The organism is Streptomyces sp. NPDC086147, assembly GCF_040702165.1.
Classification (GTDB): Bacteria; Actinomycetota; Actinomycetes; order Streptomycetales; family Streptomycetaceae; genus Streptomyces.
This window is the reverse complement of record NZ_JBFBJO010000003.1, coordinates 338,109-351,952: the sequence shown is the minus strand read 5'-3', so window position 1 is coordinate 351,952 and position 13,844 is coordinate 338,109. Positions and strand designations below refer to the sequence as shown.

Sequence of the window (13,844 nt, the reverse complement as noted above, 5' to 3'; positions counted from 1 at the left end):
GGAGCTCCTTCGTCTCGGGCGCCTCCGGCGCCTCTCACCCCCTGGTTCCCGCACCCTCCAGGGCACACCCGCGACCGGTGCGCCGCAAGTGGATCAGCCGGGTCCGGACGCCGCGAGGTCCGCGAGGCGGGCGAGGGCCCCGTCGAGCACGGCGTGCGGCGGCGAGGCCAGGCCCACCCGGATCGCGCCGGGCGCCGCCCCCGGGCCCGTCGCGAAGGCGCCGCCTGGGGTGACCGCCACGCCCGCGCGTGCGGCGGCCGCCGCCGCGAAGGTCTCGGCGCGCCAGGGCGCGGGCAGCTCCCACCAGCAGAAGTAGGCGTGCGGGGAGGTCCGGAAGGCCTGTCCGGCGAGCCGCCGCAGGACCAGGGCGTGCCGGGCGACCACGTCCGCCCGCTTGGCGGCGACGGCCTCCGCGACCGTCCCGTCCCCGGCCCAGCGGGTCGCGGCGGCGAGCGCGAACCCGTCCGCCGTCCAGGCGCCGGAGCGCAGCGCCTCCGCGACCGCCGCGCGCAGCCGGCCGGGGACGACGAGGTAGCCGACGGTCAGGCCGGGGGCGAGCCGCTTGGAGAGGCTGTCCACCAGGACGACGCGCTCGGGCGCGTGCGCGGCGAGCGGGGCGGGCGCGGCGGGGTCGAGGAAGGCCCAGGTGGTGTCCTCGACGGCCGTCAGGTCGAGCCCGCGCAGGAGCTGGGCGAGCGCGGCCCGCCGCTCCTCCCCGGCGGTCGTCGCGAGCGGGTTGTGCAGGGTCGGCTGGAGGTAGACGGCGGCGAGCGGCGCCGTCCGGTGGGCCGCCGCGAGCGCCCCGGGCCGCACCCCCTCGGCGTCGAGGGCGAGAGGCACGAGCCGGATGCCGAGCCGTTCGGCGACGGCCTTGAGCGGGGGGTACGTGAGCTCCTCGACGCCCAGGCGTCCGCCGGGCGGCACGAGCGCGGAGAGCGCGGCGGCGACGGCCCGGCGGCCGCTCCCGGCGAAGAGGACGTTCCCGGGGTCCGGGGCCCAGCCGGTCCCGGCGAGCACGGCCGCCGCCGCGTCGCGGGCCTCCGGGGTGCCGTCGGCGGCGGCCGGCCGCGCCAGGGTCCCGGCGAGGACGCCGGGCCGGGCGAGGGCCGTGAGCGCGCGGGCCATCAGCTCCGACTGACCCTCCGCGACCGGGTAGTTGAGCTGGAGGTCGACGGGCGCGGTCCCGGTCGCCTCGACGAGCGCGGGCCCCGGCGGCGGGGGCGCCGCCCGGACGAAGGTGCCGCGCCCGACCTCCCCGACGACCAGGCCCCGGCGGGCCAGCTCCCCGTACACCCGGATCGCCGTCGAGTTCGCGATCCCGTGCCGCCGGGCGAAGACGCGCTGGGGCGGCAGCCGGTCGCCGGGCCGCAGCCGCCCGTCCCGCACGGCCGCCTCGACGCGGTCCGCGATCCTCCGGTACTCCTCCACGGGGCACTCCTTCTCCCATTGCACCGAGGGCAAAGTTTTCATTGCACCGAGAAGTCGGCGCTGCCTAGCCTGCCGTCATGCCCGTCTCCCGAACAGCCGGTACCGAGACCTTCTACGAGGACCGGGGCTCCGGACCCGTCCTCCTCCTCGTCCACGGCCACCCCTTCGACCACACCATGTGGCGGCCCCAGCTCGACCGCTTCTCCCGCACGCACCGGGTGATCGCCCCCGACCTGCGCGGTTACGGCTCCACCCCGCTCGCGACGGACGCGAAGGCCGTCGGCCTCGACGTCTTCGCCGGGGACCTGGCCGCCCTCCTCGACGGCCTCGGCGTCGAGGACTGCGTCCTCGCCGGGCTCTCCATGGGCGGCCAGATCGCCATGGAGTTCCACCGCCGCCACCCCGGCCGCGTCCGGGGCCTGGTCCTCGCGGACACCTTCCCCGCCGCCGAGACCGAGGAGGGCAGGGCCGCCCGGAACGCCATGGCCGACCGGCTCCTCGCCGAGGGCATGCGGGGGTACGCCGACGAGGTGCTGGACCTGATGGTCGCCCCGTACAACACGCACGCCGCGCCCCACGTCCACCGCATGATGTGCGCCACCGACCCCGTCGCGGCGGCGGCCGCCCTGCGCGGCCGGGCCGAGCGGCCCGACTACCGGGAGTCGCTCGCCGCCGCCACCGTGCCCGTGCTCGTCGTGGTCGGCCGGGACGACGCGTACACCCCGGTCTCCGGCGCGGAGGAGACGCACGCGCTGATCCCCGGCTCCACGCTCGCCGTGGTCGAACGGGCCGCGCACCTGCCCAACCTGGAGCGGCCGGAGGAGTTCGACGCGGCCCTGGAGGCGTTCCTGCGTTCACTCGAACGGACCGCTTGAAGGTTCGTCCGCGTGCGGACGCTCGCACGATGGACCCATGAGCCAGAACGACGACGGGACCGCGCGTCCGGGCCAGGGCCAGAGCCAGGGCCAGCACGCAGCGCCGCCCCGCAATCCGAACGCAGCGCCGCCCCGCAAGCAGAGCACCGCCGGTGCCTGGGCCTCCGGCGGCACCCTCTTCGCCGGTGTCCTCATGCTGGTCATCGGCTTCATGGACGTCTTCCAGGGCATCGCCGGCATCGCCGAGGACGACGTCTACACCCGGGTCGGCGACTACGTCTTCAAGTTCGACCTCACCACCTGGGGCTGGATCCACCTGATCCTGGGCGTGATCCTCGTCATCGCCGGCTACGGCATCCTCAAGGGCGCCGAGTGGGGCCGCGCCGCGGGCATCACGCTCGCCTCCCTCAACGTCCTCTTCCACTTCCTCTCCCTGCCCTACCAGCCCTGGTGGGCGCTCTTCTCCATGGCCGTCTCGATCTTCGTGATCTGGGCGCTGGCCACGGACGAGGCGTACGGCCCGGACGAGAGGTACTAGCGCGCATGGGACGCACCGCCGGAGCCGCCGCGGTCCTCGCGGCGGCGCTCGCCCTCACCACCGGCTGCGACGCCGCCAAGGACGCGGCCGGCGGTGCCGTCTCGTCCGCGACGGCGGCGGTCGCCTCGGCCGCCGAGCGGAAGATGAACGAGGTCGAGGACGGTGTGGACGCGAAGGGCGACGTGAAGGCCGGGGCCCCTCGCGCCGACGGCGACCGGACGGTCGCGGAGATCACCGCGACCAACCCGAAGGACCAGAACGCCGATTACACGGTCAAGGTCGACTTCCGTGACGCCGACGGGAAGCTGCTCGACACCGTCGTCCTGAACATCGACGCCGTGGCACCGGGCGCGTCCAAGTCCGGCACGGCGCGCAGCAATCGACAGCTCTCGGGCGCGACGAAGACGGAGATCGGCCGGGCCCTGCGGCACTGAGGCGGGCCGGGCCGGAACCGGCGACGCCGGGACCGATCCTGCGACACTGAACGGCGTGGACTTCGACCCCGCCCTCGCCGCCGCCCCCGAGCGGGAGCCCGGGACCGTCGCGACGAGCCCCGCCCCGATCCCCGGCCCGCCGCCCCTCCGGCCCCGGCGCCGCCCGGTCGCCCTGTTGGCCGGGCTCCTGCTCGTCGTGCCCGCCCTGATCACCGCCTGCCGCCTCCTGGACACGGACGGGATCACGCCCGTCCCGCAGCTCCTCTCCTTCCTCCCCTGGCTGACCGTCCCCGCGGGAATCGGCCTCCTCCTGGCCGCCGTCGCCCGCCGCCGGGGCCTCGCGTTCACCGCCGTCGTCGTCCTCGCCGCCACCGCCTGGAGCTCCCTGCCGTACACGACGTGGACCGTCGTCGGCCACGGGCTGCCCCTCGCCCAGGTCCGCGTCCTCGCCGCCAACGTCGAGTTCGGCCGGGCCACGGACGCGCTGATCGCCGCCGTCCGGCGCGAGCGCCCCGACCTCGTGTACGTCTCCGAGTGCGACCGCGCCTGCGGGCGCGCCCTCACCGCGGCCTTCGCGGCCGAACTCCCCCACCGCGCCGCCGTCGAGGCCGACGGATCGGCGGGCTCCGTGCTGCTCAGCGCCCATCCGCTGCGCGACCGGCGGATCATCCCGGCGGCCATGGGGATGCCGGGTGCCACGGCCGAGATCGCCGGGCGTTCCGTGCGCGTCCAACTCGCCCACCCGATGCCGCCGGTGCCGGGCCAGGTGGACGTCTGGAAGCGGGAGCTGGGCCGCATCGGGGACTTCGCCGCCCCGCGCACGGGCCCGACGCTGATCGCCGGGGACTTCAACGCCTCCCAGGACCACGCGGCCTTCCGCGCGATCCTGAAGGAGGGCCGCCTGCGGGACGCGGCCTGGGCGGCGCGCAAGAGCCGCGCCGCCACCTGGCCCATGGAGGGGCCGGTCCCCCCGTACGTCCAGATCGACCACGTGCTGGTCAGCGACGAGTTCAGCGTGGACGACGTCCGCTTCCTCGATCTGGCCGGCACCGACCACCGGGCCGTCCTCGCCGATCTCGACCTGCGGGGAGAGCGCTGATCGGCCACGCTGGAAGGCATGGACAACGAGGAGATCCTGGACGACATCGGTGCCCTCGTCGAGGAGGAGCGCGCCCTGCGGCAGCGCACCGGCGGCCTCCTGCCCGAGGAGCGCGCCCGCCTGGCCGAACTGGAGGTGCGCCTCGACCAGTGCTGGGACCTGCTGCGCCAGCGCCGCGCCAAGGCGGAGTTCGGCGAGGATCCGGACACGGCCACCCTCCGCCCGGCGGCCGAGGTGGAGTCGTACCGCAGCTGAGCGGCGGTGCCGGGCCGGTTGTCGGACCCCTCTGACAGAGTGCGCGCATGGAATCGTCGAGCGTGGTCGGGTCGTTGTGGGACCGGATGCAGGCGCGGGACTGGGAGGGCCTCGCCGCCCTGTTCGCGGAGGACGTCGTCGTCGAGTGGCCGGTCAGCGGCGAACGGATCGTGGGCAGGGACAACTACGTCGCGGTGAACCGCGAGTACCCGGAGGGCTGGTCGGTCCGGGTGCTGCGGATCGTGGCCGGGGACGGCGAGGCCGTCTCCGAGGTCGAGGTCCCGCACGAGGGCGTCGGGATCTTCCGCGCGGTGTCGTTCTGGACCGTCCGCGACGGCCGGATCGTCCGGGGGACGGAGTACTGGACGACCCCCGGCTCCGACCCGAGCCCCGTGTGGCGGGCCGCGTTCGTCGAGCCCATGTGACGCGCCCCGAGTGGCGTGCCGCCCGCATCGAGCCCGTGCGACGGCCCGGGGCCGGGCGCGGGCGCGGCGGCGCGGGCGCCCCGCCAGTACGTTGGTGGGCATGGCGCGATCCGAAGGAGCCGGACGGCTCACCCCGCCCGCCTGGCTGACCGCCGGAATGCGGCCCGCCCCCGCGCCGGTCCCGTGGGCCGCCGTGCTGCGCGCCGCCGTCGCCCTGTCCGCGCCGCTCGCCGTCGGCCTGGCCGTCGACCGGCCCGCGTACGGGGCGCTGGTGTCGATGGGCGCCCTGTCCGGGGTCATCGGGGACACCGCCGACGCCTACCGGATGCGGGTCCTCAACATCGCCGTGCCGCAGCTCTTCGGGGCCGTCGGCGTCACCCTCGGCACCCTCGTCTTCGGGTACGGATGGGCCTCCGTCGCCGTCCTCACCTGCGTCGCGCTCGTCTCCGGGATGATCTCCTCGATCGGCGCGGTCGCCTCCGTCTCCGGCCTCCTGCTGCTGCTCAACGCCGTCGTCGGCGCGGGCCTGCCCATGCCCGACCCGTGGTGGACGGCGCCGCTGCTGCTCGCCCTGGGCGGGCTCGTCGTCCTCGTCCTCACCCTGCTCGGCTGGCCGCTGCGGCGCGACGCGCCCGAGAAGGCCGCCGTCGCCGCCACCTACCGCGCGGTGGCCGACCTCTACGAGGCCGCGGGGACCTCCGCGTACGACGAGCGGCGGCAGGCCGTCACCGCCGCCCTGAACCACGCGTACGACCTGGTCCTGGCCCGCCGGGCCCGGCAGCACGGCCGCGCCGCCGCCCCGGTCCGGCTGCTCGCGCGGCTCAACGTCGTCGTCCCGCTCGTCGAGGCCGCGCCCGCCGCCCATCTGCGGGCCCGGATCACCGGCCCGCCGCCCGCCGGGGTCCCGGCCGCCGTCCGGAAGCTCGCGGACGCCGTCGAGGACGGCCGCACCGGCGCCCCCGACCTCGACCTGCCCGCCCCCGAGCGGCCCTCCGAGAAGGCCGTCGACCACGCGCTGCGGCACGCGGCGCACGTCGTCCACGAGACGGACCCCGACCCCCACAACGTGGACGACCGGCTCGGCCGGCCCGCCGCGCTCCGGGTCCGGATCCGCCGGACCACCCGCGCCGTCCTCCTCTCCGGGGCCTCCTGGCGCTACGGCCTGCGGCTCGCGCTCTGCATCGGCCTCGCGCAGGCCCTGGTGTCGCTGGTCGCCGTGCCCCGCTCGTACTGGGTCGCCCTCACCGTCACCTTCGTGATGAAGCCCGACTTCGGCTCGGTCTTCTCCCGGGCCGTGCTCCGCGCCTTCGGCACCGCCCTCGGCGTCCTCCTCGCCGCCCTCGTCCTCGCCGAGGTGCCCCGAGGCTGGTGGGACGTGCCCGTGATGACGGTGCTCGCGGCCCTGATCCCGGCGTTCTCCGCGAAGGGGTACGCCTTCCAGACGGCGGCCATCACCCCGGTGATCCTGCTGCTCTCCGACACCCTCAACCACCAGGGCTTCGGCCTCGTCCTGCCCCGCCTCTACGACTCGCTCATCGGCTGCGGGATCGCCCTCGTCGCCGGCTACCTGCTCTGGCCCGAGTCCTGGCACACCCGGATCGGGGACCGGCTCGCGGACGCCGTCTCCGACACCGCCGACTACGTGGCCCGGGCGTTCGCGGACGGCGAGCGGCCCGACCCGCACGCCCGGCTGCGGGCCCGCCGGGCGCTCTACCGGGACCTGTCGACCGTCCGCACCGAGTTCCAGCGGGCCCTGACCGAACCCCCGCCGACCGGCCCCCGCGCCGCCGCCTGGTGGCCGCTGGTCGTCGCCGTCGAGCGGATCGCGGACGCCACCACCGCCGCCCGCATCCGGATCGACCACGGCGCCCCCGCGCCCGCCCCCGAGGAGGCCGCCGAGGTGGAGCGGGAACTGCGCGAACTCGCCGACGGGCTGCGCGCGGACGACACCCTCACGGAGGTCCGCACCGAGCTGCCCGGGGACGAGAACGGAGTCCTCGAACCGCTCCGCCAGGAGGTCCGCGCGGCCCGCGCCATCGCCGGTCCCGACCTGCGGTAACCCCCCTCCGGGGGGCGCACGGGAGAACTTACCGGCGGTCACGGAACGGAACCCTCCCCGCCGCCGTTACCGGAAGCCGTCCCGGCGACTACGATGCGCTCGATTCACCGTGATCCGCGCCCGCCGCCGTCGGCAACCGGCTCGGCGGGCGGGCCACTTCGCCCTGCCTCACCCCCCGCGCCCCGAGGATCCGCCATGCGCACCACCACCAGCAGAGGGCTCCAGCCCAATGTCCTCGGCACCTTCGACACGATCGTGATGGCCGTCGCCGGCAGCGCCCCCGCCTACTCGCTCGCCGCGACCACCGCCGTCCTCTTCGGCGCGGTCGGCGTCGGCGGCCCCGCCGCCCTGCTGTACTGCGCGATACCCATGCTCGGCATCGTCCTCGCGTACGCCCGGCTCGGCCGGATCGACGTCAACGCCGGTGCCGCGTACTCCTGGGTGGGCCGCACCCTCCACCCCTTCCTCGGCTTCCTCTCCGGCTGGGCGCTCGTCTTCTCCACCACCGTCTTCATGGTGGCCGGTTCGCTGCCCGCCGGTTCCCTCACGCTCTCCCTGGTCGCCCCGGGCCTCGCCGACCACACCGCGCTCGCGGCGGCCGTCGGCGCCTGCTGGTTCCTGGTGATGCTGCTCGTCGTCCTGGGCGGCGCCCGGCTCACCGTACGGGCGCAGCTGATCATGTCCGGGGTCGAGATGCTGATCCTGGTCGGCTTCGTCCTCGCCGCCGTGGCCCACCGGGGCCACGCCACCGCCTTCGACTGGTCCTGGTTCGGCCTCGCCCGGTTCGACGGCCCCGGGGGCTTCGCCGCCGGCGCGCTGATCGCCGCGTTCTACTACTGGGGCTGGGACGTCACCAGCAACCTCAGCGAGGAGACCCGGAACAGCCGCCGGACCGCCGGGGTCGCCGCGCTCGTCGGCGTCGGCTTCGTCTTCGTCCTCTTCGTGGCCATCACCGTCGCCGTCAACGTGCTGCTGACCTCGGAGGAGATCCACCGCGCCGGGCCCAACGTCCTCGCCGTCGTCGGCCAGGAGGTGTGGCCCGGCGTCGGCGGCAAGCTCCTCGTCGTGGCCGTCCTCCTGTCGACCGTCGCCACCCTGGAGACCACCCTCATCCAGGTCACCCGCTCGCTCTTCGCGATGGGCCGCGACCGGACCCTGCCGACCGCGCTCGGCACCGTCCACCCGCGCTGGAACACCCCGTGGATCGCGATCGCGACGGTCGGCGGGGCGGCGCTGCTGCTGTTCGCCGCCGCGGCGGCGGCCGGCTCCGTGCAGCAGATCCTCCGGGACGCCGTCTCCGCGATCGGCCTCCAGATCGCCTTCTACTACGGCCTGGCGGGCATCGCCGCCGTCGTCGCCTACAAGGGCCTGCTCTTCCGCTCCGTGAAGAACCTGCTCGTCGGCGGCCTCTGGCCGCTGCTCGGCTCGGCGTTCATGCTGTGGGCCTTCGTCGAGTCGCTGGGCGAACTCTCCACCACCGCCCTCGCCATCGGCCTCGGCGGCCTGCTCCTCGGCGTGGTCCCGCTGGCCGTGTACGCGGGGAGGGGCAGCGACTACTACCGCCGCCCGGCCCGTCTCGACGCCGTCCGCGCCCTCGCCGCCTCGGCCGCCGCCGGGGCGGCCACCCCGGGCGCCCGGGACAAGAGCTACGCGACAGACTTCTGAGCCGTCCGGCAGCCGCCGGCCGGCCGGACACCGGACGGCGGCGGGCGAACCCGAAGGAGGACCAGGCATGGCCGTACGCCGCCGCTCCCCGCGGCCGTCGCGCCCGGAGCGCTTCGTGCCCGACTTCGACCCGGACTTCGGGGACCGGGCACTGACCGAGGCGCGCCACGACATCGTCATCGGCCGCTGGCAGGGCGTGCGCGACCTGCTCGCCGCCACCGGCGACGACTGGGCGCGCCGCACCCACCGGATCCGGCTCCTCTCGCACGCAGCCGCGGGCAGCTCCACCGTCGAGACCTGGCGGGGCGCCGAGCCGGGCAACCCGGACTCCGCCGTGCTGCGGGCCGCGACCGAGGTGGTGCGGGTCTTCGACGCGGCCATCGCGGCCGGCCGGGGCGCGGCCGTCGACCGGGGCCGGATCGACGCGGCCGTGGACGCCTGCCGGGGCGCGGCCGAGGCCGCACCCGCCGACCCGATGCCGTGGGTGTCGCTCCTGTCGGTGGCCAGGCTGTACGAGGGCGGGGTGCCGCGCCGCGAACTGCGCCACTGGTTCGACGAGTTGCGGCGCCGCGACCCGTACAACACCGAGGGCCACATCCAGGTGCTGCGGTACTGGTCGGCGCGGTGGCACGGCACGCACGGCAGCATGTACGACTTCGCCCGCGACGCGGCGGGCGTGGCGCCGCCCGGCTCCCCACTGCCGGTCCTGGTGCAGGTGGCCCGGGTCGAGGAGTACCGCTACATCGCGGACGGCGCCCTGGGCCGGGGCCCGGTGCGCGGCTTCGACCAGCACTGGAAGCACGAGCTGGCGGTGACCGAGCTGCGCCGCACGCACGCCCGCTGGATCGGCGGCCGGGACCCGGCGCTCCCGGTGGCCCCCGAGGAGGTCGGAGACCTCAACTTCCTGGCGCACGCGGCCTGTTACGCGGGCCAGGTGGACATCGCCAGGGAGCTGCTCGGGATGCTGGGGCGGCGGGCGGCGTGGGTGCCGTGGGCGTACACGGGGGACCCGGAGGAGCAGTTCACCCGGTTCAGGGAGGGCCTGGGGGTGGAGTGCCCCCAGGTCCGCGACTGAGACCGGTTCCGCCGTACGGCTCCGGTCAGACGCCGATGTCGCGCCCGTCCGTGCGCCAGACGGCGACGACCGACGGGCGGACGATCTTCCCGGGCCCGTCGGGCCAGGCCGACGCGGGCTTCTCGACCGACGCCCCGTCGACCTCGCCCGGGTGCTGCACGGCGACGAGCACGCGCCGGTCCTGGACGATCGGGCCGCAGGTCTCGGCGCCCTTCGGCACGGTCAGGAACTGCTTCAGCTCACCGCGCCGCTCGCCCTGCACCGCGACGCCGAACAGGCCGTCGTGCGAGCCGAGCTGGGAACCGTCGGTGGAGATCCACAGGTTGCCGTGCGGGTCGAAGGCGACGTTGTCCGGGCAGGAGATCGGGGAGACCTTCTCCTTGGGGAAGCCGGCGAAGTAGGTCGCCGGGTCGTTCGGGTCGCCCGCGACGAGGAAGAGGCGCCAGGCGAAGCCGTCCGAGGACGGGTCGTCCCAGTGCTCGGCCAGCTCCAGGATCTGCCCGTGCTTGTTGAGGTTGCGCGGGTTGGCCTCGTCCGCGCCCGCCTTGCCGGCCTTGCCGCGGTCGGTGTTGTTGGTGAGCGCGACGTACACGCGGCCGGTGCGGGGGCTGGGCTCGACGTCCTCGGGGCGGTCCATCTTCGTCGCCCCGACCTTGTCGCCGGCGAGGCGGGTGAAGACGTACACCTCCTCGGCGGTCATGCCGGGGACGTGCGAGACGTTCCCGGTGGCGAGCGGGATCCACGTGCCGGAGCCGTCGAACTCGCCGTCGTTCGGGAGCTTTCCGGTGCCGTCGACCTCGGCGGCCGGGGAGTCGCCGGTCAGCTTGGCGACGTACAGGGTGCCCTCGTCGAGGAGGGTGAGGTTGTGCTCGCGGGCGGCCCGCGAACTCCCCTTCTTCATCCGCTTGCTGGAGACGAACTTGTAGAAGTAGTCGAAGCGCTCGTCGTCGCCCATGTAGACGACCGGGCGCCCGTCGGCGGTGAGGCGGGGCTGCGCGGCCTCGTGCTTGAAGCGGCCGAGGGCGGTGCGCTTGCGGGGCGTGGAGTCGGGGTCGTACGGGTCGAGTTCGACGACCCAGCCGAAGCGGTGGACCTCGTTGGGCTCCTGCTTCAGGTCGAAGCGCCGGTCGAACCGCTCCCACTTGCGCTCGGTGGCGCCGGAGCCGACGCCGTAGCGCTTGTCGGTGGCGCTGGAGCCGTTGGCGAAGTACTGGTTGAAGTTCTCCTCGCCGTGGAGGGTGGTGCCCCACGGGGTGGTGCCGCCGGCGCAGTTGTTGAGCGTGCCGAGGACCGTGCGGCCGGTCGGGTCGACGGAGGTCTTCAGCAGGTCGCTGCCCGCGGCGGGCCCGGTGACCCGGAACTCGGACGTCGTGTGCAGCCGCCGGTTGAGGTGGTGGCGGGAGACCGGCGTCAGCCTGCCGCTGCGGCGCTCCTCCTCGACCACGACGACGGACAGGCCGTGCGCGGCCCAGGCGGTCTCGACCTGCTCGCGGGTCGGGTTCTCGGGGTCGTAGCCGCGGAACATCAGGACTTCGTCGGTGTACTCGTGGTTGGCGACGAGGACCTGGCGGTCGCGTTCCCCGGACAGCGGCAGCAGGGAGAGGAAGTCGTTGTTGTAGCCGAACTGGCCGGCCTGGGCCTTCGCGGTCTGCTTCTCGGCGTCGAAGGCGGGGGCGCCGCGGAGGATGGGCTCGCCCCAGCGGATGACCACGTTCTGGGAGTAGCCGGAGGGGACGGTCACCTTGTCGGCGGTGTTGGGCGCGACGGGGGTGAAGCGGAGGCCGCGGGCGCCGTCGGCCCTGCCGGGCTGGTGGCCGTGGCCGCCGTGGGCCTCGGCGGCCGGGGCCTCGCCGAGCACGGCGGCGCCGCCGACGGCGGAGGCGACGGTGACGACGGCGGCGGCCCGCAGGGCGGAACGGCGGGAGAGGACACCGGCTATGAGGTCGCCGGCGTACTCGTTGTCGCTGGTGTTGGGCACCTCGTGGAAGCAGGCGTCGCCGCAGCGGTACCGGCAGGTGAGAGCGGAACGGCCGCCTCCGTGCGGGTTCGTGCTCAGGAGCGGCAGCAGTTTGCGCACTTCGTCCTCCTCCGGCGCAGCACTGCGCCGACATGGTGTCGGGATGTCTTCGGCGGTGACGCTAGGTGCGGGTCCCTGCACGGGGGCGGCGGCGGAATGAACGCCGGATGAATGCGGGGCGTCCGAGGGCGACCGGGGCACGGAGGTGGCGGGAAGTGGCCGCTAACCTTACGTATCCGCCCTGGCCAGGGATGAAAGTCCCGAAACACCCAGTACGGACATTCACACTGCACCCCCACTCATGCGAAAGGGTTCGCCCATGGGTATTCGGAGCATGCTGCGCAAGGTGTTCGGCCGGGACCGCGAGGACTCCCCGGCAACCTCCGTCCCGCCCCAGTCGCGTGAGGAGACGGTGGAGACGGGGGAGGCCGTGACGGCCTCGGAGACGTCGGATTCGGCCACGTCGGCCACCCCGGAGACTCCGGTGGCCCCGGTGGCCCCGGCGGCTCCCGAGGAGGAGGCCCGCCGGGCGGCGGACGACCTGGTGGCGGCGTCCTTCGACAACCCGCAGGTCCCGAAGGCCCGGAAGGCGGAGCCGGAACCGGAACCGGTCGTCGCGGAGGAGCCGACGCCGGTCGCTCCCACGGAGCCGGAAGCGGTGACGGAACCGGCCACCGAGACGGCCCCCGCGACGACTTCCGCTCCGGAGGAGCCCGAGGCGGTTGCCGATGCTCCGGAGGAGCAGGTGGCGGAGGAGCCCGAGGCGGTTGCCGCGACCGAGGACGGCCCTGTGACGGCCCCGGCCCCGGAGGAGCCCGAGGCGACCGCCGTCGAGGCCCCGGCCGAGTCGGCCGAAACCGCCGTCGAGACCCCGGCCGAGCCGGAGGCCACCACCGAGGCTCCGGTGGCGGAGCCGCAGGCCGAGACGCCCGCCGCCGTCGAGGAGAAGGCCCCGGAAGCCGAGCCGCAGGCCGAGGCCCCGGCCGAGCCCGCCGCCGCTCCCGCTCCGGAGGAGCAGCAGGCGGAGCAGCCGACGGACACCACCGACGAACCGCGGCCGCAGGCGCGGGAAGCCGCCCCGGCGGAGCCCGAGACCCCGGCCGAGCCCGGACTCGCCGAGGTCACCGCCCCCGAGGCCCAGGCCAAGCCCGAGGCCCAGCCCGAGCCCGCCGAAGCCACCGCGCCCGAGGCCACCCCCGCCACCGCGCCGGAGGCCCCCGCCACCGTCCCCACCCCGGAAACCCCCGTGATCACCGCCCTGGAGCCCGAGGCCCCCGCGGCTCCCGTGGCTTCCGCGCCGGAGGCGACCGGCCCCGCCCTCCCCCTCGCCAAGGTCAAGGCCGTCGCCCCGCACCTCGCCGACGCGTACAAGGCCGCCGGGACCGTGCTCAAGAAGCAGGGGCTCGACGGGGCGCGGGCCGCCGTGTACCTGGTCGTCGACCGGTCCGGCTCGATGCGCGGGTACTTCAAGGACGGCTCCGTGCAGCGGCTCGCCGAGCAGACGGTGGCGCTCGCGGCGCACCTCGACGAGGACGCCGCCGTCACAGCCGTGTTCTTCTCCACGGACATCGACGGCACCGCCGAGCTGACCCCCGCCACGCTCTCCGCCACCGGCATCGAGGAGATCAACGCCGGTCTCGGCCGCCTGGGGCGCACCCACTACCACCGCGCCGTGGAGGAGGTCCTCGCCCACCACGAGAAGACCGACCCCACCCGCCCGGCCCTGGTCGTCTTCCAGACGGACGGCGCGCCGGACGCGAAGACGGCCGCCACGCAGGCGCTCGCCGGGGCGGCGGACCGCCCGCTGCACTGGCGGTTCGTGGCCTGGGGCGAGCCGGACAACAAGGCCTTCGACTACCTCAGGAAGCTCGGCGGCACGCCCCGTACCGCCGCGTACTTCCCGGGCGCGGCCCCGGCCGGGACGGCCCACGCCGCCTTCTACCGGGGTCTGCTCGAAGGCCTGGAGCTGTAGGT

Annotated in this window: 12 protein-coding genes; 10 read left to right on the top strand and 2 right to left on the bottom strand. The window is 75.2% G+C overall.

Annotation, left to right across the window (positions count from 1 at the left end):
- Positions 1 to 93 precede the first annotated feature (93 nt).
- Positions 94 to 1,428 (bottom strand): PLP-dependent aminotransferase family protein, encoded by a 1,335-nt coding sequence (locus tag AB0398_RS09655; RefSeq protein WP_366373359.1) that lies wholly within the window; start codon positions 1,426 to 1,428, stop codon positions 94 to 96.
- Between the two features lie 77 nt (positions 1,429 to 1,505).
- Here AB0398_RS09655 and AB0398_RS09650 point away from each other — a divergent pair, with 77 nt between their 5' ends.
- From AB0398_RS09650 to AB0398_RS09610, 9 genes are all read left to right on the top strand, one after another.
- Positions 1,506 to 2,303, top strand: a complete 798-nt coding sequence (locus AB0398_RS09650) for an alpha/beta fold hydrolase (protein ID WP_366373357.1) — start codon at positions 1,506 to 1,508, stop codon at positions 2,301 to 2,303.
- 37 nt (positions 2,304 to 2,340) lie between these two features.
- Positions 2,341 to 2,841: a hypothetical protein gene (locus AB0398_RS09645; RefSeq protein ID WP_366373356.1), complete on the top strand. Its 501-nt coding sequence runs from the start codon at positions 2,341 to 2,343 to the stop codon at positions 2,839 to 2,841.
- 5 nt (positions 2,842 to 2,846) lie between these two features.
- Positions 2,847 to 3,275, top strand: a complete 429-nt coding sequence (locus AB0398_RS09640; RefSeq protein ID WP_366373355.1) for a hypothetical protein — start codon at positions 2,847 to 2,849, stop codon at positions 3,273 to 3,275.
- A 55-nt stretch (positions 3,276 to 3,330) separates the two neighbouring features.
- Positions 3,331 to 4,374, top strand: coding sequence for an endonuclease/exonuclease/phosphatase family protein (locus tag AB0398_RS09635; RefSeq protein WP_366373353.1), 1,044 nt, complete (start codon positions 3,331 to 3,333; stop codon positions 4,372 to 4,374).
- 18 nt (positions 4,375 to 4,392) lie between these two features.
- Positions 4,393 to 4,629 carry a DUF2630 family protein gene (locus AB0398_RS09630; RefSeq protein ID WP_366373351.1) on the top strand — a complete coding sequence of 79 codons (237 nt, stop codon included), beginning with the start codon at positions 4,393 to 4,395 and terminating at the stop codon, positions 4,627 to 4,629.
- Between the two features lie 47 nt (positions 4,630 to 4,676).
- Positions 4,677 to 5,054: a nuclear transport factor 2 family protein gene (locus AB0398_RS09625; RefSeq protein ID WP_366373350.1), complete on the top strand. Its 378-nt coding sequence runs from the start codon at positions 4,677 to 4,679 to the stop codon at positions 5,052 to 5,054.
- 100 nt (positions 5,055 to 5,154) lie between these two features.
- Positions 5,155 to 7,113 carry an FUSC family protein gene (locus AB0398_RS09620; protein ID WP_366373349.1) on the top strand — a complete coding sequence of 653 codons (1,959 nt, stop codon included), beginning with the start codon at positions 5,155 to 5,157 and terminating at the stop codon, positions 7,111 to 7,113.
- Positions 7,114 to 7,308: 195 nt separating this feature from the next.
- Complete coding sequence (locus tag AB0398_RS09615) at positions 7,309 to 8,778, top strand: APC family permease (RefSeq protein ID WP_366373347.1); 1,470 nt, start codon at positions 7,309 to 7,311, stop codon at positions 8,776 to 8,778.
- 67 nt (positions 8,779 to 8,845) lie between these two features.
- Complete coding sequence (locus tag AB0398_RS09610) at positions 8,846 to 9,853, top strand: hypothetical protein (protein WP_366373345.1); 1,008 nt, start codon at positions 8,846 to 8,848, stop codon at positions 9,851 to 9,853.
- Positions 9,854 to 9,878: 25 nt separating this feature from the next.
- Here the strand turns inward: AB0398_RS09610 and AB0398_RS09605 are convergent, their stop codons facing one another.
- Positions 9,879 to 11,930, bottom strand: coding sequence for a PhoX family protein (locus AB0398_RS09605; protein ID WP_366373343.1), 2,052 nt, complete (start codon positions 11,928 to 11,930; stop codon positions 9,879 to 9,881).
- 259 nt (positions 11,931 to 12,189) lie between these two features.
- Here AB0398_RS09605 and AB0398_RS09600 point away from each other — a divergent pair, with 259 nt between their 5' ends.
- On the top strand, positions 12,190 to 13,842 hold the full coding sequence (locus AB0398_RS09600; protein WP_366373341.1) for a VWA domain-containing protein: 1,653 nt from the start codon (positions 12,190 to 12,192) through the stop codon (positions 13,840 to 13,842).
- The last annotated feature ends 2 nt before the right edge of the window (positions 13,843 to 13,844 follow it).

Coding starts and splice junctions, on each gene's coding strand:
- AB0398_RS09630 (WP_366373351.1), top strand. CDS start 4,393: ATGGACAACGAGGAGATCCTGGACGACATCGGTGCCCTCGTCGAGGAG.
- AB0398_RS09600 (WP_366373341.1), top strand. CDS start 12,190: ATGGGTATTCGGAGCATGCTGCGCAAGGTGTTCGGCCGGGACCGCGAG.
- AB0398_RS09625 (WP_366373350.1), top strand. CDS start 4,677: ATGGAATCGTCGAGCGTGGTCGGGTCGTTGTGGGACCGGATGCAGGCG.
- AB0398_RS09640 (WP_366373355.1), top strand. CDS start 2,847: ATGGGACGCACCGCCGGAGCCGCCGCGGTCCTCGCGGCGGCGCTCGCC.
- AB0398_RS09615 (WP_366373347.1), top strand. CDS start 7,309: ATGCGCACCACCACCAGCAGAGGGCTCCAGCCCAATGTCCTCGGCACC.
- AB0398_RS09650 (WP_366373357.1), top strand. CDS start 1,506: ATGCCCGTCTCCCGAACAGCCGGTACCGAGACCTTCTACGAGGACCGG.
- AB0398_RS09620 (WP_366373349.1), top strand. CDS start 5,155: ATGGCGCGATCCGAAGGAGCCGGACGGCTCACCCCGCCCGCCTGGCTG.
- AB0398_RS09645 (WP_366373356.1), top strand. CDS start 2,341: ATGAGCCAGAACGACGACGGGACCGCGCGTCCGGGCCAGGGCCAGAGC.
- AB0398_RS09610 (WP_366373345.1), top strand. CDS start 8,846: ATGGCCGTACGCCGCCGCTCCCCGCGGCCGTCGCGCCCGGAGCGCTTC.